The organism is Lentzea terrae (assembly GCF_003265345.1).
In the GTDB taxonomy this organism is placed as follows: Bacteria; Actinomycetota; Actinomycetes; order Mycobacteriales; family Pseudonocardiaceae; genus Lentzea; species Lentzea terrae.
On sequence record NZ_QFWW01000033.1, the window covers coordinates 43437 to 61741 of the forward strand.

Here is an 18305-nt window from a genome sequence, read left to right on the forward strand (position 1 = left end):
GGTGACGTGGAAGTCGAGCGGCGGTGACGCCAGGATGATCCCGGTCAGGCCGCCGAGCAGGAACGTCACCAGGAACCCGACCGAGAACAGCATCGGCGTCTCGAACGTCAGCTGCCCTCGCCACATCGTGCCGGCCCAGTTGAAGAACTTGATGCCGGTCGGCACCGCGATGAGGAACGTCGTCAGGGAGAAGAACGGCAACAACACCGCACCGGTGGCGAACATGTGGTGTGCCCACACCACGACCGACAGGGCACCGATCGCGAACGTCGCGAACACCAGGCCCTTGTAGCCGAACAGCGGTTTGCGGCTGAACACCGGCAGGATCTCGGTGATGATCCCGAAGAACGGCAGCGCGACGATGTAGACCTCGGGGTGGCCGAAGAACCAGAACAGGTGCTGCCACAGGATCACGCCACCGTTGGCCGGGTCGAAGACGTGCGCCCCGAGGTGCCGGTCCGCCGCCAGACCCATCAACGCTGCGGTGAGGATCGGGAACGCCAGCAGGATCAGCACGGACGTGACCAGGATGTTCCAGGTGAAGATCGGCATCCGGAACATCGTCATACCGGGTGCCCGCAGGCAGACGATCGTGGTGGTCATGTTGACCGCGCCCAGGATCGTGCCCAGGCCGGACACCGCCAGGCCCATGATCCACAGGTCCCCGCCGACGCCGGGCGCGTGCGTGGCGCTGGACAGCGGGGTGTAGCCGGTCCAGCCGAAGTCCGCGGCGCCGCCCGGCGTCACGAAGCTGCTCATCACGATCAGGCCGCCGAACAGGAACAACCAGTACGAGAAGGCGTTCAGGCGCGGGAACGCCACGTCCGGTGAGCCGATCTGCAGCGGCAGGACGAAGTTGGCGAACCCGAACAGGATCGGGGTCGCGTAGAGCAGCAGCATGATCGTGCCGTGCATGGTGAACAGCTGGTTGTACTGCTCGTTCGAGAGGAACTGCAGTCCCGGCCGCGCCAGCTCGGCTCTCAGCAGCAACGCCATCACCCCGCCCGCCATGAAGAAGGCGAACGACGTGACCAGGTAGAGGATGCCGATCTGCTTGGGGTCGGTGGTGCGCAGGAGGCTCAGGAACACCGAGCCTTTGGGGCGCCGGCGCGCGACACCGGGATGCGGCACCACCGGAGTGGGCTTCAGGGCGGCCATGAGTGTGGCTACCCGGCGCACGGGTACACGAAAAGTGGCCATGAGAGAGGACCTGCCATGCGCACCGCACTGCACGGCCTGGCCGAGCGCGGCCAGAGCCCGTGGATGGACCAGCTGTCCAGAGACCTGCTGCGGGGAGGCGATCTGGCCGCTTTGGTGGACTCCGGCGTGCTGGGGGTGACGTCGAACCCGACGATCTTCCAGGACGCCATGAGCAGCAGCTCCTACGAAGCCCAGAAGCGCTCGTTGACCGAGACCTCGCCCTCGCCGAAGGAGGTTTTTCTCGCGTTGGCGGCGGAGGACATCCGCCAGGCCTGCGACCTGCTGGCCGGGAAGGGCACCTCGCCGCAGGACGGCTGGGTGTCGATGGAGGTGGACCCGCGGTTCGCCTACGACACCCTGGCGACGATCGACGAAGCCCGGCGGCTGCACGCGATGATCGACCGGCCGAACCTGTTCGTGAAGATTCCGGGCACGGTGGAAGGCCTGCCCGCCATCGAGGACTGCGTCGCCGCCGGTATCCCGATCAACGTGACGTTGCTGTTCTCGCTGGACCGGCACCGTGCCGCCGCGGAGGCCTACATCCGCGGTCTGCGCAGACTTCATGCTGACGGTGGCGATTTGTCTTCGGTCGCCTCTGTGGCGTCGTTCTTCGTGTCCAGAGTGGACACCGCGGCGGACGCGCGGCTCGACGCGATGCGTGGTCACGAGGTGCTGAAAGGAACTCTGGCCATCGCCAACGCCAAGCTCGCCTACCAGCAGTACCTTTCGATCTTCTCCGGTCCCAGGTGGGAGGAGCTGGCCAGGGCGGGCGCGACGCCGCAGTGGTGCCTGTGGGCCTCCACCTCGACCAAGAACCCGGCCTACCGCGACACCCGGTACGTCGAGGAGCTGATCGGCCCGGAAACCGTGACCACCATGCCGCGCAAGACGATCGAGGCATTCCTCGACCACGGCCGCGTCGCCGACACGCTCACTCGGGGCCTGGACGGTGCGCGTCGCGTGCTCGAGCGGTTCGCCTCGCTGCGGATCAGCTACCGCGACCTCACAGAGGGGTTGGAACGCCAGGGCGTGCAGAAGTTCGCCGACTCGTACCAGCAACTCTTCGACAGCCTGCAACCAGCTCGGAGGTGAGCTTTGCCCGACAACGACTTCCGCCACGAACTCGCCCAGCAGCTCCGGGTCGACTCGGTTCGCGCGAGCGACGCGGGCGGCTCCGGTCACCCGACGTCGTCGATGTCCGCGGCCGACCTGATGGCCGTGCTGCTCGACGGCTACCTGAAGCTCGACTACGCGAACCCGGACAACCCGGCCAACGACCATCTGGTGTTCTCCAAGGGACACGCCTCACCGCTCTACTACGCGATGCTCAAGGCGGTCGGCGCCGTGTCCGACGAGGAACTGCTGAGCTTCCGCACGTTCGGCAGCAGGCTCGAAGGCCACCCGACGCCCCGCATCCCGCCGACCGACGTGGCCACCGGCTCGCTGGGCCAGGGCCTGCCCGTCGGCGTCGGCCTGGCGCTGGCCGGCAAACAGCTCGACCGGCTGCCGTACCGCGTCTGGGTGCTGTGCGGTGACTCGGAGATGGCTGAGGGCTCGATCTGGGAGGCGTTCCAGCACGCCGGCTGGGCCGGCCTCGACAACCTCACGGCGATCGTCGACGTGAACCGCCTCGGCCAGACCCGCGAGACCATGCTCGGCTGGGACCTCGACACCTATGCGGCCCGCGCCGAGTCGTTCGGCTGGAAGGCCATCCCGGTCGACGGCCACGACCTGGACGCGCTCGACGCCGCGTTCGCCCAGGCGGTCTCCGTGACCGACCGGCCGACCGTGATCTTCGCTCGCACGCACAAGGGACGTGGCGTGCAGGCCGTCGAGGACCAGCCGGGCAAGCACGGCAAACCCCTGGAGGAACCCTCTGAGGCGATTGCCGAGCTCGGTGGGGAGCGGTCGGTCTCGTTGACGGTTCGCACGCCCACACCGGGCACCGCGCATCGGTTCGCCACTGTTGGCGGGGCGTTGCCGCGCTGGGAGATCGGCGACGAAGTCGCGACGCGGCAGGCGTACGGGCAGTCCTTGGCCGAACTGGGTGGGCTGCGCGGAGACATCGTCGTGCTCGACGGCGAGGTGTCGAACTCGACCATGTCCTCGCTGTTCGCCGAGGCGCATCCCGAGCGCTACTTCGAGATGTTCATCGCCGAGCAGCAGATGATCGCTGCCGCGGTCGGCATGCAGGTGCGGGGCTGGGTGCCGTTCGCTTCGACGTTCGGCGCGTTCATGACCCGTGCGCACGACTTCATCCGCATGGCCGCCGTCTCGCGCGCGGATCTTCGGTTGTGCGGGTCGCATGCCGGGGTGTCGATCGGTGAGGACGGGCCGTCGCAGATGGCGTTGGAGGACATCTCGATGTTCCGCTCGATTCACGGGAGCACCGTGCTGCACCCGTCTGACGCCAACCAGACCGCCGCGCTGGTCGCGGAGATGGCTACTCTGCCGGGGATTTCCTATCTGCGGACGTTGCGCGGCAAGACTTTGGTGCGCACCTCGCCTGACGAGAACATCCGCGTCGGTGGTAGCCGGGTGCTGCGGAACAGCGATGACGACGACCTGACGATCGTGGCTTGCGGGATCACCGTCGGGGAGGCGGTCAAGGCGGCCGAGGTGCTGGATGCCGACGGCATCCGGGCTCGGGTCATCGACTGCTACTCGCTGAAGCCGATCGACGGGGACACGCTGGCTTTGGCTGCCGCGCAGACTCGTGCGGTGCTGACCGTTGAGGATCACTGGCCCGAGGGCGGGCTGGGGGATGCGGTGCTCGACGCGTTGGCTGCTTGCCCTGATCGGCCGGTGGTGCGGAAGCTCGCGGTCAGCGGGATGCCGGTGTCCGGCAAGCCCGGCGAGTTGCTGCACGCCGCCCACATCGACGCGGAGGCTGTGGTGGAGGCGGCGCGGCAGCTGGTGAAGGCGTAGGTGAGTCGCGCCTCGGCCATCGTGGCTGCGGGGCGAGGCATGCGGTGGCGCCGTCGGTCGAGGGGTCAGACCGGTTCGGGCGTCGGCGGGAGCGGATCCGGGTCGGGGCCGGGTGGTCTCGGCTGGTCCGGTCCCGGTGTGGGCGGGACGGGCTCGGGTGGCGGTACTGGCTGGGTCATGCCCGGCGGGTACCCCGATCCGAGCCCCGCTCACCAGCCCTTCGAGCGTCGAACCCGTCCCGACGCCGGTTCAGCGTTCCGAGCCGAGCACCGGCTTCACGTCCACCACCGGCGTGCCGTCGATCGCCTCCAGGCCCGCGACCTGCACCCGCCCACCGTTCACCGCGACGATCCGCACGCGGTGCAGCCCGATCGGGTTGGGCCGATCCGGCGACCGAGTCGAGAACACCCCCGTCTCGGGCCGTGCCGAGTCATCGCGCGGGTGCACGGCGAGCACCGACCGGTCCGCCCGGTCGAGCCACGTCAGCACCAGCACGTCCTGGCCGGGCGCGAGTTCGGCCATCGCCCGCCCGTACTCCGGGGCGAACACGATCCAGGCATCCGGCGCACCCTCGTCACCCTGCTTGGGTGCGGAGGCGCGGTCGGTGAGCGGCGACGAGACGTGGCCGACGGGCTGCAGCTTCATCATGTCCCGCAGAAGGTCTGGTAGGTGGCGGTGAAGTCCTGCGGCGCAGGCGTCGCGTAATGCTCGAGGCCTGGGCGTTCGACGTACGGCGAGGTCACGACGTCCAGCAGTCGGGAGAGTGGTGAAAGGTCGCCGGACGCGCCGGCCGCGAGCGCCTCCTCCACGAGGTGGTTGCGCGGCACGTACACCGGGTTCGTCCGCTCCATCGCGTCGGCGTCCGGACCCAGCGCGCGCCACCGCGAGAGCCAGGCGTCGATGCCGGCCAGGTCGAGGAACAACGAGCGCGCGGGCTCCGCGGAACCACGGGCGGCCGCGGCCAGCCGGTGGAAGAACGACGTGAAGTCGACGTGGTTCGCGTGCAGCAACGCGAGCAGGTCCTGCACGAGCTGAACGTCCGCGGAAACGCCCAGCTTGGCCTGCATGCCGTCCATCCAGGCACGTTCGAAGTGCCCCTCGAACGTGCCGAGCGCCTCCATCGCCAAGGCCACCGCCTGGTCTTCGTCCGCAGCGAACAGCGGTAGCAGGGCCTCGGCCAGGCGGGCGAGGTTCCACGAGGCGACGATCGGCTGGTTGCCGTAGGCGTAACGGCCACGGTGGTCGATGGAGCTGTAGACCGTCGTCGGGTCGTAGGCCTCCATGAACGCGCACGGGCCGTAGTCGATGGTCTCGCCGGAGATGGTCATGTTGTCGGTGTTCATCACGCCGTGGATGAAGCCGACGAGCATCCACCGGGCGACCAACGAGGCCTGCGCGGCCACCACCTGCACGAACATCTCCAGGTAGGTGCTGCCGGGGTGGTGCCGGGCGACGGCGTGGTCGGCGAGGCGGCGGAGCAGGTCGTGGTCGCCGGTGTTGCGGGCGTACTGGAAGCTGCCGACCCGCAGGTGCGAACCGGCGACGCGAGCCAGCACGGCTCCGGCGAGCGGTTCCTCGCGCTGCACGACGGCACCGGTGGACACGACGGCCAGCGAGCGGGTCGTGGGGACGCCGAGGGCGTGCATCGCCTCGCTGAGGATGTACTCGCGCAGCATCGGGCCCACGGCGGCCAGGCCGTCGCCGCCGCGCGCGAACGGCGTGCGGCCGGAGCCCTTCAGGTGCAGGTCGCGCAACCGTCCGTCGGCGTGCCGGAGTTCGCCCAGGAGCAACGCGCGGCCGTCGCCGAGCCGGGGGGAGTAGCCGCCGAACTGGTGGCCCGCGTAGGCCTGGGCGACGCCGGGCGCCTCGTTGCCGACCAGGAACGGCAGGCCGTCCGCGCGGAGCCAGGCCGGGTCGAGGCCCAGTTCCTTCGCCAGCGGCTCGTTCAGGACGAGCAGAGCCGGCTCCGCGACCGGGGCGGCTTCCCACGCGACGGCCATCTCCGGCACCGCGGACGCGAAGTCGCTGCTCAGGCTGATGCTCACGGCCTCAACGTTACCGGGCGCCGGCAAAAGCCACGTGCCGGCCCGCGTTGTGGAACGTCCCAAGTGGACTCTCGGCGGCGTCACCCGCCTGGGTGACGGTGCGGGAGTCGCCGACCACCTCCACGCGGACGAACTGGTCGGCGATAGGCTCCAGCCATGCGCTATTCCGCCATTGCGCTGGTGTTCCTGCTGGTCGGCTGCGGCACCGGAGGGAATACCACCTCCCTGCCCACGATCACCCCGGAACCGCCCTCGTCGTCCTCCTCGCCGCTGCCGGAGCTGCAACCCCGGCTCGACGCGATCGGCATCCTCCTCACCGCCTGCATCGCCCGGCTGCAAGGTGAGCCGGTCGGCACAGCCGACAACTGCGCGCACCTCATGCCGGACGTGACCGGGGTGATCGACGAGGTGGCGAAGCAGTCCGAGAAGCTGCCGCCGGGCGGCCGGTCCGCCGTCGAGCAGGTGCGCAAGGCGCTCGCCGAGATCGCGCCGTGCGAGCCCTGGTTCGCCGCGGGTGGCAAGAGCGCCGACGCCCAGCTCAACGTGCGCTGCGACAAGGCGTGGGACGGGCTCTTCAAGAGCTACTCCGCCGTCCGGAATGCTGCTTAGCGACGTCAGGAGGATCGGCAGGACCGCGCTGCCGCTGTACCTGTCGATGGTGGCGGTGTCGCTCAGCGCGCTGGTCAACACGGCCGCGCTCGGCAGGTACGGCACCGATGCGCTGGCCGGGTTCGCAGTCACGGTCGCGGTCTACTTCCCCGCGATGGCAGCGGTCACCGGTGCCGTGCGCGGCGTGATGCCGTTCGTGGCGGCGAAGGCGGACGACCCGCCTGGGCTGGTGCGGGTGGTGCGGGACGGCACCTGGCTCGCGGTGTTCGTCGGCGTGCCCGCTGCGGGAGCGGTCGCCTGCGTGCCGCTGATCGCCCAAGCGAGCGGGGTGTCGCCGGAGACCGTCGGACAGCTAGGACCTTTCCCGATGCTGATGGCGATCGGCGTGCTGTGCAACGGGTTCGGCTCGATGGCGACGTCGAGTCTCGTCGGGCTGGGCCAGAGCAAGATCGTGCTGAGGGCGGGCCTCGTGGGCGCCGCCAGCATCGCGGTGCTCTCCCCGTTGCTGGTCGCGAAACTCGGCCTCAACGGCGCCGGAATCGCGTTGTGCACCGCGAACCTCGTCAGTTGTCTGATCACCGTTGCAGGACTGCGCCAGCAACTGCCAGGCCGCCCCAACTTGAGAATCCACTTAGGACAGATCGCGGCACTTGCGAAGGTCGGCGTCCCGCTGGCCGGCACGGTGCTGATCAAGCTCGCCGTACTGGGCGTGCTGGCCATCGCCGCCGCACGCGTGAGCGCAACGGCGGCGGCCGCGCACAACATCGCGGCGGCGGTGGCCAGCCTGACGTTCACGGCGGCGGTGGCCATCGGACAGGCCGTGGTGCCGATCGTGAGCACACGAACAGACGCGCGACGCGTGATCACCGCAGGCCTCCTGATCACCGCCACGACCCTGTCTGCCATCTCCGCGGTCGTCGTCCTCGGGAACGTCCACCGGTTCTTCACCGAAGATCCGGCGGTCGTGGACGCGGTCGCGCACCTGCTTGGCTTGCTCGTGCTGGTGGTCCTCGCGGACGGTCTGCAGGCGGTGCTGGGGTTCGGGCTGACCGGGCTCAAGCGGACGACGCCGAGCCTCGTGGTGTTCGCGGTCTGTTACGGCGTGCTGGCGTTCGGAGCGATTCCGGCGGCCCGATACGGCCTGACCGGGCTGTGGGTCGCGCTGGCCGCGGCGAACCTGGCAGTAGCAGTGGGCCAGGGGATCGCGTTCCGGAAGGCCGGGCAACCTTTGCAGCACCCGGCACCGTCCTAAGCGGGGACGAAGCACTTGGGGGTGTCATGCGCAGAGTTGTCCTGCTGATGTTGCTGCTGCTGGCCTTGGCGGCCTGCGGAAACAACCGGCGCGTGGTCGAGGGCCCGTTGACGCCCGTCGACCCGACGCCGATGAACGACCCGGCGCTGTCGCGGGCGGCCGACGCGGTCCAGCCGTTGCTGGAGATGCGGTTCAAGAGCACCTACGCCGGGCTGGAGATCCGCAACGACGTGCCGATGATGGTCATCTACCGCAAGCCGGACCCGGAGCTGGACGCCGAGGTGAAGAAGGCCGCGCCGGACGTGCGGATCGAGTTCCGCGACGCCAGGTACACGCGGACCGAGATGGCCGAGCACGTCCAGCGGGTCATGGACGACACCGAGTACTGGAAAGGCCGTGGCGTCGAGATCGTGCTCGCCGGCCCGGACGTCGACGGGTCGGGCGTCAGGGTGGGGACGGTGAACCCGCCGGGCGACCTGGCGCGGCAGTTGGCGGAGCGCTACCCGGCCATGTCGTTCAACGTCGAGCAGAGCGGCAAGGTCGTGCAGGCGCCCTACACCGGGCCGCCGCCGGTGTTCGACGGCACGAAGCCGGTGTTTCCCACGGGCTAGCCGGGCAGCGGGCCGAACACCGTCAAGCGCTGTCTGCGAACTGCGTCGTCAGATCACGCGAAATCTCGTAGTGCCGCACCAGGAACGATCGCTCGTCGAGCTTCTTGCGCCGCAGCCAGCCGGTCACCTCGGCGTTGCACTTGCTGGCGTTGCACGACCCGCACGCGGGCACGACGTTGCCGAGCGTGTACCGCCCACCGCGCGAGATCGCCTGCACGCAGTCCTTCTGCAGCGACCCGGCGGGCGAACCGCAGTAGGCGCAACCACCCCAGGACGTCTTCAGCGCGTCCCACTGCGCGTCGGTGAGGTCGTGGACGACCCGCGCCATCCGCTTCTTGCGCTTGCGGGCGGCACGAACCTGTTTGCTACCTCCGGTCGGCACGAGGACTGAGACTACGGGTCGCGATGGTCAACAGGTCGGAGGCAGGCCCTCGGGGTGTCCTGCCCGCCGGCCACACCGCCCGCAACGCCCGGTGCAGGTCGAGGTCGGTCACCTCGACGCGGACCAGCGCGCGGGTCGCGAGATCGGCCTCCACCGCGTGCACGCTGAGCACCGCGGGGCCGATCCCGCCGATCGCCGCGGCCTTGATCGCGGTGGTCGACGACATCTCCAGCAACGCTTCCGCGCTCTTGTCCACGCCGACCGCTTTCAGTGCGTGCTCCCAGGCTTGCCGGGTGCCTGAGCCGGGTTCCCTGCTCACCAACGCAGTGGCGGCGGCCTTCGCGGCCGTGACGCGACGGCGCCTGGCCCAGGGATGGCCGGGCGCGACCACCAGTACCAGTTCGTCGTGCGCCACGATGCGACCGGTAAGGCCCGACGGCACGTCAGTCGACTCGATGAACCCCAGGTCAGCACGTTCGGCCAGCACGTGCTCGGCCACGTGGACGGAGTTGCCCGCCGTCAGCACGGTCGCGGTGTCCGGGCTGACCGTCCGCAACGCGATCAGCCACGCCGGCAGCAGGTACTCGGCCACGGTGAGGCTCGCGGCGACCCTGAGGTGGCTGTGGCGGTCCGCCCGCAGGCTGGTGATGCCGGCGTCGAGGTCGACGGCCCGTGCGAGGACCGGAGCCGCCCACCCGGCCACCAGCTGACCGGCCGTGGTGAGGCGTGCGCCGCGCGACGTCCGTTCGAGCAGCGCGACGCCGACGCGGCCTTCCAGGGTGCGCAGGCGTTCGCTCGCCGAGGGCTGCGACATGCCGTGCGCTTTGGCCGCCCGGCCGATGCTGCCCAGCTCGGCCACGCTCAGCAGCAGGTCGAAGCTGGCGAGGTCGGTGACCCTGGACGGCAGAGGCATAGGGACAGCCTATGTGTTCATCGGCGATTGGTGCCTACCGAGGTGGGCGGGCCGCGAGGATTGTCGTGTCGTGACCGCTCTCGCACCTCACCCACACCGTGCCCCCGAGGTGCGACGAGCGGCGCCCTTCGGCCCGAACCTGTTCGCCTCCGTGATGGGTACCGGGATCGTCGCCACGGCCGGTGCCGGGATGCCCGGCCTGCACACGGCGGCCACGTTCGTGTGGGCGTTGGACGCTCTGTTGCTGGTGTTTCTCGTCGTCGCGGTGCTGCGGCGCTGGACGTGGGCGACCGTGCGGGCCCAGCTCGCGGACCCGGTGATGGCCCAGTTCTGGGGCGCGCCACCGATGGCGTTGATGACCGTCGGCACCGGCACGTTGCTGCTCGGCTCGGACTGGATCGGCCTGCCCGCAGCGCTGGCCGTCGACTGGACACTGTGGACTCTCGGCACCGCGCTCGGTCTCGCGACGTCCGTGCTGGTGCCGCTGAGGATGTTCGGCAGCGGCGAACGCGCGTTCGCGGGCTGGCTGATGCCCGTCGTGCCGCCGATGGTGTCTGCCGCCTCGGGCGCGCTGCTTGCACAGCACCTGCCGGAAGGCCAGTTCCGGCAGGCGATGGTGCTCGGCTGCTACGCGCTGTTCGGCGTGAGCCTGTTCGCGACCATGGTGATCGTGCCGCAACTCTGGCAGCGGCTCGTCCAGCACGGCCTGGGCGCGGCGTCCACCGTGCCGACGCTGTGGATCGTGCTCGGGCCGCTGGGCCAGTCGATCACCGCCGCCAACCTGTTGGCGGGCGTGCACGTGCTGCCCGGTCAGGCCGCGTTCGGCGTGCTGTACGGCACGATCACGTGGGGCTTCGCGCTGCTGTGGGTGGCGATCGCGGCGACCGCCACCGTGCGGACCGCCCGGCGCGGGCTGCCGTTCGCGTTGACCTGGTGGAGCTTCGTCTTCCCGCTCGGGACGTTGGTGACCGGCACGAGCGCGCTCGCGAAACAGGTCCCGTCGGCGATGTTCACCGGCGTCGCCGTCGTGCTGTACGGCGCGCTCGTACTGGCCTGGGTCACCGTGGCCGTGCGGACGTTGTTTCAGCGCTGACCGAGGTCGAGCAGGAGGTTGCCGAACGCCTCGGGTGCTTCAAGCATCACCATGTGACCGGCGTGCGGAATCTCGGTGTAGCTGGCCGCCGCGCCGAGCGCCCACTCCGGCAAGTTCCACCCAGCGCGGGAACGGGCGCCTGCGACGAGATGCACCGGCACGTCCTGGAAAACCTTCCGCAGCAACGGCTCGTACTGTGATCGCCCGGTGAACTCGACGACGGCGTGCGCCATGGCTTGGAGCGTGCCGGCCGGCTGATGGGCCAGCGCCTCGGCGGCCGAACTGATGTTCTCGTCGGTCGGCTCGACGCCGCCGTCGCGCAGCCAGCGCGCCGGATCCGCGCGGTCGGCTGCCAACAGGTCGTGCGCCTCGCGAGGTGTCATGCGGGCGAGTTGAGCCGACCAGAACGCGTCGCCCAGGTTGAAGTTGCCTTCGACGTTGACCACAGAGGCCACCCGGTTCGGGTACTGGTGCGCGAAGGCCATCGCGATGACGCCGCCGACGGAATGCCCGACCAGGTGGACGCGGGTGTCGGGCGCGGCGCGGTCGACGGCGGCGCGCACGTGGTCGACCTGGGCTTCGATCGTGATGTCAGCCGCGTCGGTTTCCGCGCCGTAGCCCAGCAGATCGGGGCAGACGACGGTGGCCGGACGCAGCAGCGAAAGAGTGCGGTGATCAGCCAAGGGGCCGATGAGACCGTGTACGAAGACGAGAGGTAGCACGGAGCCCCATCCTCTCATGGCGATCTACGTAATACCTACCGACGCGAACGGCCGCCGCCCGCCACGAAGGTAGTCGTGTGACAACGACACGAACCGCACCAACGCGGACGGCACGGGCGGTGGTCCTCGCCGCAGCCACGCTGACGATCATGGCGGCGGCGATCATCGCCCCGAGCCTGCCCGCGATGGGCGAGGTGTACGGCGAGGGCGTGCTGGTCCGGCTCGCCCTCACCATCACCTCACTGGCCATCGCGATCAGCGCACCGGTCGCGGGTCTGGTGGCAGACCGGGTCGGCCGCAAACCGCTGCTGGTCACCAGCCTCGTCACCTACGCGGTCGCCGGTACCGCCGGCTACTTCGTGGCCGGTCTCCCGGTGCTGCTGGGCACGAGAACGCTGCTCGGCCTGGCGGTCGGCGGCGTCATGACGTCGGTCAGCGCCCTCATCACGGACTGGTTCGACGGCCAGGAACGCGGCAGGTTCCTGGGGCTCCAGCAAGCTTTCGCCAGCCTCGGCGGCGTGGTCTTCCTGCCACTGGCCGGAGTCCTCGCGGGCGTCGACTGGCGGCTTCCGTTCTGGCTCTACAGCGTGGCTGCGGCGATCGCGGTACTGGCCGTCATCGGCCTCAAGAACGAACCTCGCACGGTCCAGCAGCCGTCGAAGACAGCGTTCCCGGCCAAGGCCGTCGGCATCTACCTGCTGGCTCTCCTCGCCACGCTCGTCTTCTACATGGCGCCGACGCAGCTGCCGTTCCTGCTGCGCGACCTCGGCGCCGGTCCGGCGGTGATCGGCGTGGTCGTCGCCGGCAGCACCCTGACCAGTGTCGTGGGAGCACTGGTTTTCCCGAAGTTGCCGAAGGGCCGGATCACCGGGGCCAGCATCGCCCTCCTGGGCCTGGGGTGGCTGCTGATCGGCTACGGCAGCACCATCGCGCTCGTCACGGCCGGACTTCTCGTCGGCGGCTTCGGTGTCGGCCTGGTCGTCCCGAACCTCAACCTGCAGCTGGCCAACGCCGCCGGCCCGGCGCAACGAGGCCGCGTGCTCAGCGGGCTGGTCGCCGGGATCTTCCTGGGCCAGTTCCTGTCCCCGCTCGTCATCGCACCGCTCGTCCAGACCGCCGGCATCGCCGCCGCGTTCACCTGGACCGGACTCGTCACCACCGTCGCAGGGGCGGTCCTCGCCCTGGCACCCAAGGAGAAGAACTGATGATCTACCACGGCAACCGCTTCACCCTGCGCGAGGACGCCTCGCCCGAGCAGGTCGAGGAGGCGCTGGAAAGCCTGCGCAACCAGGGGCGCGTGATTCCCTCGGTCAAGTCGTTCGTCGTCGGTCGTGACTACGGCGGCGAGTACGAGTGGGGCGCCACGTTCGTCATCGAGGACCTCGAGGGGTACTGGGAGTACCTGATCCACCCGGCGCATCGGAACACCGACCGGGTCGGGCTGCCGCTCGTGGACAAGTTCGTGTCGTTCGACATCACCGACGACGAGGACCCCGAGATGGGCGCGAAGATCGCCGCCCTGCACCAGAAGCGCTACGACGCCGACCCCGAGCTGACCGAGCTCGTGTCCGGCCTCGGCGAGTACACGGGCAGCGCCGCCCCCGGTCAGCACGGTGGAGAACCGATGAGCGACACCGTCACGCAGGCCTGGGCCGACCTCTGGAACGGCGACCTCGCCCTCGTCGAGACCCGGGTGAGCGAGGACTTCGTCTCCCACGCCGCACCGCTGCTCGGCGGTCCGCCGCAGGACCACACCGGCCGGGAGAACCTCGCCGAGTGGGTCAAGGGCGCGCACGCGAACCTGCCGGGACTGAAGTTCACCGTCCAGGTCGGACCGATCGTGCAGGACCCGTTCCACGTGCTGCGCTGGCAGGCCGAAGCCGGCGGGATCTTCTTCTACGGCACGGACATCCTGCGCGTCGTGGACGGCAGGATCGTCGAGTACTGGGCCAACGCCGACAGCCTGTGGACCGCCCAGCAGCTCGGCCTGGTCACCCCGGTCAGCTGAGGTCGAGCTCCTTCAGCTGCCGCCGCGAGTTGATGCCCAGTTTGCGGAAGACGTTCCGCAGGTGGGCGTCAACCGTGCGGGGGCTGAGGAACAACCGGGCGGCGACCTCCTTGGACGTCGCCCCGGTGGCCACGAGCCTGGCGATGTGCTGCTCCTGCCCGGTGAGGTCGTCCGCGGCCCGTGCAGACCGGCTGCGGGCGATCTCACCGGTCGCCTGCAGCTCCCGCGCCGCCCGTGCGGCGAAAGCCCGCATTCCCATGCCGGACAACAGCTCGTGCGCCGCCCGCAGTTGTTCACGGGCGTCGACCCGGCGGCCGGCCCGCCGCAGCCATTCCCCGTACAGCAGGTGGGCCCGCGCGAGATAGGGCCGGGCCGTGGTGACTTCGAGATGCGACACGGCTGCGCGGTAGTCCTCCTCGTCGCCGCAGACCAAGGCCCGTGCCGACGCGGCGACCCCGAACCCCCACTCGGTGCCCGCGGCCGACGTCCGTTCGGTGAGATCTTCGAGAGCGGCCAGCGCGGACTTCTCCTCTCCGCACCGCATCGCCGCCTCGACCAGTTCGGGCAACGAGATGCCGGCGAGGTAGAGATCGCCCGGCGCAACGGCCTCGCGAGCAGCCGAAAGCGCCGACGGGTAGTCGCCGAGCGCGTTGTGCAGGACGGCAGCGGCCCAATGCGCGTTGGCCACCAGCAATCCCTCCACCCGAGCCGCCGCACGGGTCGCATGTTCGATCTGGTGCAGCAGCTCCTCCTGACACCCGCGCATCGCGGCCAGGTGCAACCGCGGATAGGGCAGGGGAGTGACCCCGAGCGCGTCCGCGACGGCCTCCTCCTCGGCGATGGCGGAGGCAGCCGTCCCGAAGTCACCGGCGTGCACGGCCACCAGCGCCGTCTGCGCGAGGCCGAGCCGGAGCACGAACGGCGACCCGGCCTCCCGTCCCGTCCGCATCAGCCACTCGGTGACGGTGTGGTGCACCTCGGTGTCCCACAGCTCACCGGCGAGCATCGTCGCCAGCGCGGGATGCCCGGTCCAGCTGAGATCGGTGAAAGCCTGGCGCAGCAACGGCACAGCGGCCTGATGCCCCTCAGTTGCCAGCACGACGAGCGCGTTCAGCACGTCTGGCGCGGCCGGCAACGGCCGGGCCTCGCGGACGACGACGTCGAGGACGCCACTGGCCCGCCCGACCGTCAACCCGATCTCCAACGCGTCGAGCACGCACTCACGCGCGGCGACACCACTCATGCGTCGGGCCGCCTTCAGCACGAACTCGGGTCCGTCGTTGGTGGCGTTGCGGACGAACGCCACCCGTCCGCGCAGCACGTCGGCCCGCGCGAGGTCGGGTTCATCGAGCAACCCGGCCTCGACCGTGCTGAGCAGCTCGGCGGCGTCGCTCACGGCACCCGCGTCGAACTTCGCCTGCCCCGCCGAAAGGGTGCGCTCCGCCCGCAGCTCCGGGTCCAGCGACAGCGCCGCGGCACGTTCCAGGAACGCCGCGGCCGCCGCCACGCCGCCGCGAGACCGCGCGCGGGCGGCCGATCTCTCCAGTTCGGCCGCCACCTCGTCGTCAGGTCCCGTACCGGCCTGGGCGAGGTGCCACACCCGCCGATCCGGATCGGCCTGTGCGTCCGTCACCGCGGCGAGTGCGAGGTGCGCGGCCTGCCGCTGCGCCGGGCTCGCTGCGAGGTAGCCGGCCGAACGCGCCAGCGGGTGGCAGAACCGCACCCTCGTCGACAGGGTGACCAGGCCGGACGCTTCCGCCACCGAGCCGGCCGTCGTCACGTCCAGCCCGAGTTCCCTGGCCGCCGCCCAGAGCAGCCGTGGTTCACCGGTGGGATCGGCGCCGGCCACGACCAGCAGCGCCCGCGCGTCCTCCGGCAGAGCAGCGATCCTGCGCTGGAAGCCGGCCTCGATCGCGCTGGGCACCGACCCGGCCTCCGGCAGCGCGAAGCCACCCGCCCTGGGCAGCTCCAGCAACGCCAGCGGGTTGCCGCGCGCCTCGGCGAGCAACCGCTCCCGCACCTTGTCGTCCACCGACTCGGCGGCCAGCAACGCCCGTGCCTGGGCATCGGGCAGACCCGCCACCTCCAGCGCAGGCAGCGCGGTCAGCCTGCCGGGTTCTCGTGCGGCGAGCACCAGCACGATCGGGTCCGCCGCCAGTCGCCGCCCGAGAAACGCGAAGATCCTCGCGGACGCGTCGTCGAGCCAATGCGCGTCATCGACCAGGCAGACCACCGGGCTCGCCGCCGCGAGCAGGTCCAAAGTGGCCAGTCCGATCTGCAGCACGTCCGGCGTTCCGCTCACCAGTCCGAAGGCGACCTCCAGGGCCGCCCGACGACCGGGAGCGAGCTCCACCAGCCGGTCCAGCAGCGGGACGCACAGCTGGTGCAGCGCCGCGAACGGCAGCTCGGTCTCGAACTCCGACCCGGACGCGTCCAGCACTCCGAACCCGGACGCCGCCGCCCGCACGTGCTCCAGCAGCGCGCTCTTGCCGATCCCGGCCTCGCCGCGCAGCACCAGTGCTCCGCCACGACCGTCGCGAGCCGCTTTGAGCATCCCGTCCAGGCAACGGATCTCGTCGTCACGGCCGAGCAGGCGAGTGGGCATGACCGCACAGTAGGTGAACGGGCCGGGCGTCGTTCCGGGCGTCTCAAATCGCTACCGCCATGATCACCCTCGCTACGGTGTGTGTCGGGAGAGCGTTTTCTCGTGACTTCACAGGGGGGATCTCGGACATGAAGCAGCTGAGCCTCGTCCTGGCGGGTGCCGCCAGCGCGGCTTTCCTCGTCGGCACGTCGGTGGCCGCACCGCCACCCGCCGCACCGGTGCAGGAGGGGCCGACGTACGTCTACCGCGTGCCGGCCCCGCTCGGGCAGAAGGCGCAGGACCTGCTCCAGCGCGGGTTCGACGTGCTGGAGCAGCGCGACGGCGACGACCTGTTCGTGCTGGGCGCCAAGGACGTGCACAGCAAACTCGCCGAGGCCGGGTTCACCGGCACCGTCGAGTCCGTCATGGCGCCGCCGCAACCGGGGCTGAAGGCCCAGGGCGCGGGCATCAACCAGACTTACTACGGCGGTTACCGCACGGTCAAAGCGCACTACGCGCACCTCGACCAGGTCTCCTGGCGGTACCCGCGGCTGGCCACCGTCGTGGACTACGGCGACTCGTGGCGCAAGACCCAGGGCGCGGGCGGCTACGACCTGAAGGCCGTCTGCATCACCAAGAGGACGCCCGGCGACTGCAAGCAGACGCCGAACGCGCGCAAGCCGCGGTTGTTCGTGTCGGCGCAGATCCACGCCCGCGAGATCACGACCGGCGACATGGCGTGGCGCTGGATCGACCACCTGACGCAGGGCTACGGCAAGGACGCCGAGGTGACGTCGCTGCTCGACACGACCGAGGTCTGGGTCGTGCCGATCGCGAACCCGGACGGTGTGCAGATCGTCCAGTCGGGCGGCGACACGCCGAAGCTGCAGCGCAAGAACGCCAACTACACCAACGGTCCCAAGGACTGCGGCCCGGACCCGTACGCTCACGTCGGGGTCGACCTCAACCGCAACTTCGACGCGCAGTGGGGTGACAACGGCACGTCGAACGATCCGTGCCACCAGGTCTACCGCGGTCCGAAGGCCGACTCCGAGGTCGAGACCAGGGCGCTGGAGAAGCTCTTCCGCGGCCTCTTCCCGGACAAGCGCGGGCCTGGCTTGGGTGACCCCGCCGACCCGGACACCCGCGGCATGGTCGTCACGATGCACTCAGCGCTGAACGTCGTGCTGTTGCCGTGGGGCTACACGACGACCCCGTCGCCGAACGACGGCCCGTTGCGCGCGATGGCGGCCGAGATGGCGCGGCTCGCGGGGCCGGACTGGAAGTACGGGCAGCCCGGTGAGCTGCTCTACACCGCGGGCGGCTCGATCGACGACTGGGTCTACGGCGAGCTCGGGGTTCCGCACTACACCTGGGAGGTCGGCAACTGGGAGGGCGACTGCGCCGGCTTCCTGCCCGCCTACTCCTGCCAGGACGGGCACTGGGCGAAGGTCAAGCCGATGCTGACCTACGCGGCGCGCAAGGCCGCGAACCCGTACCGGAGCTGACGGTTCCCGTGACCGCGGCGTTTCCCGCGCCGCGGTCACGGGTACGCGCTCCGCATGGCCAACACTGCGAGCAGCGCCCGAGCCGAGGTGACGCTGCGGTCCAAGACGATGGTGCTGGACTTCGAGGGCGAGTGCGGGGTCGAGCGCGCGGGCGACACGGTGCGGCTGACCGGGCTGCGGCTCGTCGCCGACCTGCCCGACGCCGGTGGACCGGAGGACGGCGGCACCGTGCTGCTGGAGCAGACCGGCGACTCGCTCGCGGCGACGGTCGCGCAGCCCGGCGGGAAGGTCGAGCTGACCGCCCGCGACGACGTGCGCTGGGCCGCGTCCGGCCAGAGCGTCGAGGCGGTCGGGGACGAGATCGGCTTCGTGCTGCCGGCGTCGCCTTCGTCGACCGTGCTTTCGGTGCGTGGCCTGCGCGTTACGCCCTGAACAGCGTTTGCTGAAACC

General features: G+C 70.3%; 17 protein-coding genes. 10 read left to right on the forward strand and 7 right to left on the reverse strand.

Annotation, left to right across the window (positions count from 1 at the left end):
- Positions 1-1158: cbb3-type cytochrome c oxidase subunit I (locus DI276_RS41255; RefSeq protein ID WP_232837275.1), on the reverse strand; the 1158-nt coding region annotated here is incomplete at its 3' end.
- A gap of 57 nt (positions 1159-1215) precedes the next feature.
- Between DI276_RS41255 and tal the strand changes: the two genes are divergently transcribed.
- Together tal and DI276_RS41265 are read left to right on the forward strand one after the other, a co-directional pair.
- Positions 1216-2292, forward strand: a complete 1077-nt coding sequence (tal, locus tag DI276_RS41260) for a transaldolase (RefSeq protein WP_112274178.1) — start codon at positions 1216-1218, stop codon at positions 2290-2292.
- 3 nt (positions 2293-2295) lie between these two features.
- Positions 2296-4128, forward strand: coding sequence for a transketolase (locus tag DI276_RS41265; RefSeq protein WP_112274180.1), 1833 nt, complete (start codon positions 2296-2298; stop codon positions 4126-4128).
- A gap of 249 nt (positions 4129-4377) precedes the next feature.
- Here DI276_RS41265 and tsaA read toward each other — a convergent pair whose 3' ends face one another.
- Both tsaA and DI276_RS41275 read right to left on the reverse strand, forming a co-directional pair.
- Positions 4378-4776 (reverse strand): tRNA (N6-threonylcarbamoyladenosine(37)-N6)-methyltransferase TrmO, encoded by a 399-nt coding sequence (gene tsaA, locus DI276_RS41270; RefSeq protein ID WP_112274181.1) that lies wholly within the window; start codon positions 4774-4776, stop codon positions 4378-4380.
- The gene (locus DI276_RS41275) at positions 4773-6173 is read right to left on the reverse strand and encodes a protein adenylyltransferase SelO (RefSeq protein ID WP_232837276.1); all 1401 of its coding nucleotides are present in this window, start codon (positions 6171-6173) and stop codon (positions 4773-4775) included. Before DI276_RS41275 ends, tsaA begins: the two co-directional genes overlap by 4 nt.
- 156 nt (positions 6174-6329) lie before the next feature.
- On the opposite strand from DI276_RS41275, the gene DI276_RS41280 reads away from it, so the two are divergent.
- Genes DI276_RS41280 through DI276_RS41290 form a run of 3 tightly spaced genes read left to right on the forward strand, consistent with a single transcriptional unit; the run spans position 6330 to position 8645 of the window.
- Positions 6330-6782, forward strand: coding sequence for a hypothetical protein (locus DI276_RS41280; protein ID WP_112274183.1), 453 nt, complete (start codon positions 6330-6332; stop codon positions 6780-6782).
- Positions 6772-8034 (forward strand): MATE family efflux transporter, encoded by a 1263-nt coding sequence (locus DI276_RS41285; RefSeq protein WP_198681233.1) that lies wholly within the window; start codon positions 6772-6774, stop codon positions 8032-8034. Before DI276_RS41280 ends, DI276_RS41285 begins: the two co-directional genes overlap by 11 nt.
- 26 nt (positions 8035-8060) lie before the next feature.
- Positions 8061-8645, forward strand: coding sequence for a hypothetical protein (locus tag DI276_RS41290; protein WP_112274185.1), 585 nt, complete (start codon positions 8061-8063; stop codon positions 8643-8645).
- A 22-nt stretch (positions 8646-8667) separates the two neighbouring features.
- Here the strand turns inward: DI276_RS41290 and DI276_RS41295 are convergent, their stop codons facing one another.
- Complete coding sequence (locus DI276_RS41295) at positions 8668-9027, reverse strand: HNH endonuclease (protein ID WP_198681234.1); 360 nt, start codon at positions 9025-9027, stop codon at positions 8668-8670.
- Positions 9011-9940 carry a LysR family transcriptional regulator gene (locus tag DI276_RS41300; protein WP_112274187.1) on the reverse strand — a complete coding sequence of 310 codons (930 nt, stop codon included), beginning with the start codon at positions 9938-9940 and terminating at the stop codon, positions 9011-9013. Before DI276_RS41300 ends, DI276_RS41295 begins: the two co-directional genes overlap by 17 nt.
- Before the next feature lie 109 nt (positions 9941-10049).
- Here DI276_RS41300 and DI276_RS41305 point away from each other — a divergent pair, with 109 nt between their 5' ends.
- Positions 10050-11033, forward strand: coding sequence for a TDT family transporter (locus DI276_RS41305; protein WP_232837277.1), 984 nt, complete (start codon positions 10050-10052; stop codon positions 11031-11033).
- Here the strand turns inward: DI276_RS41305 and DI276_RS41310 are convergent.
- Positions 11024-11773, reverse strand: coding sequence for an alpha/beta fold hydrolase (locus tag DI276_RS41310; protein ID WP_112274189.1), 750 nt, complete (start codon positions 11771-11773; stop codon positions 11024-11026). The two genes, DI276_RS41305 and DI276_RS41310, sit on opposite strands and share 10 nt — an antisense overlap.
- A gap of 59 nt (positions 11774-11832) precedes the next feature.
- On the opposite strand from DI276_RS41310, the gene DI276_RS41315 reads away from it, so the two are divergent.
- Positions 11833-12960 carry an MFS transporter gene (locus tag DI276_RS41315; RefSeq protein WP_232837278.1) on the forward strand — a complete coding sequence of 376 codons (1128 nt, stop codon included), beginning with the start codon at positions 11833-11835 and terminating at the stop codon, positions 12958-12960.
- Positions 12960-13763, forward strand: a complete 804-nt coding sequence (locus DI276_RS53340) for a Dabb family protein (RefSeq protein WP_112274191.1) — start codon at positions 12960-12962, stop codon at positions 13761-13763. The genes DI276_RS41315 and DI276_RS53340 overlap by 1 nt, the downstream gene beginning before the upstream one ends.
- Here the strand turns inward: DI276_RS53340 and DI276_RS41325 are convergent.
- Positions 13756-16368 (reverse strand): helix-turn-helix transcriptional regulator, encoded by a 2613-nt coding sequence (locus DI276_RS41325; protein ID WP_112274193.1) that lies wholly within the window; start codon positions 16366-16368, stop codon positions 13756-13758. The two genes, DI276_RS53340 and DI276_RS41325, sit on opposite strands and share 8 nt — an antisense overlap.
- A 128-nt stretch (positions 16369-16496) precedes the next feature.
- On the opposite strand from DI276_RS41325, the gene DI276_RS41330 reads away from it, so the two are divergent.
- On the forward strand, positions 16497-17855 hold the full coding sequence (locus tag DI276_RS41330) for a M14 family zinc carboxypeptidase (protein WP_112274195.1): 1359 nt from the start codon (positions 16497-16499) through the stop codon (positions 17853-17855).
- Between the two features lie 54 nt (positions 17856-17909).
- Complete coding sequence (locus DI276_RS41335) at positions 17910-18287, forward strand: hypothetical protein (protein ID WP_112274197.1); 378 nt, start codon at positions 17910-17912, stop codon at positions 18285-18287.
- Positions 18288-18305 lie beyond the last annotated feature (18 nt).

Coding starts and splice junctions, on each gene's coding strand:
- DI276_RS41300 (WP_112274187.1), bottom strand. CDS start 9,940: ATGCCTCTGCCGTCCAGGGTCACCGACCTCGCCAGCTTCGACCTGCTG.
- tal (WP_112274178.1), top strand. CDS start 1,216: ATGCGCACCGCACTGCACGGCCTGGCCGAGCGCGGCCAGAGCCCGTGG.
- DI276_RS41280 (WP_112274183.1), top strand. CDS start 6,330: ATGCGCTATTCCGCCATTGCGCTGGTGTTCCTGCTGGTCGGCTGCGGC.
- DI276_RS41310 (WP_112274189.1), bottom strand. CDS start 11,773: ATGAGAGGATGGGGCTCCGTGCTACCTCTCGTCTTCGTACACGGTCTC.
- DI276_RS41290 (WP_112274185.1), top strand. CDS start 8,061: ATGCGCAGAGTTGTCCTGCTGATGTTGCTGCTGCTGGCCTTGGCGGCC.
- DI276_RS41325 (WP_112274193.1), bottom strand. CDS start 16,368: ATGCCCACTCGCCTGCTCGGCCGTGACGACGAGATCCGTTGCCTGGAC.
- DI276_RS41330 (WP_112274195.1), top strand. CDS start 16,497: ATGAAGCAGCTGAGCCTCGTCCTGGCGGGTGCCGCCAGCGCGGCTTTC.
- tsaA (WP_112274181.1), bottom strand. CDS start 4,776: ATGATGAAGCTGCAGCCCGTCGGCCACGTCTCGTCGCCGCTCACCGAC.
- DI276_RS53340 (WP_112274191.1), top strand. CDS start 12,960: ATGATCTACCACGGCAACCGCTTCACCCTGCGCGAGGACGCCTCGCCC.
- DI276_RS41285 (WP_198681233.1), top strand. CDS start 6,772: ATGCTGCTTAGCGACGTCAGGAGGATCGGCAGGACCGCGCTGCCGCTG.
- DI276_RS41335 (WP_112274197.1), top strand. CDS start 17,910: ATGGCCAACACTGCGAGCAGCGCCCGAGCCGAGGTGACGCTGCGGTCC.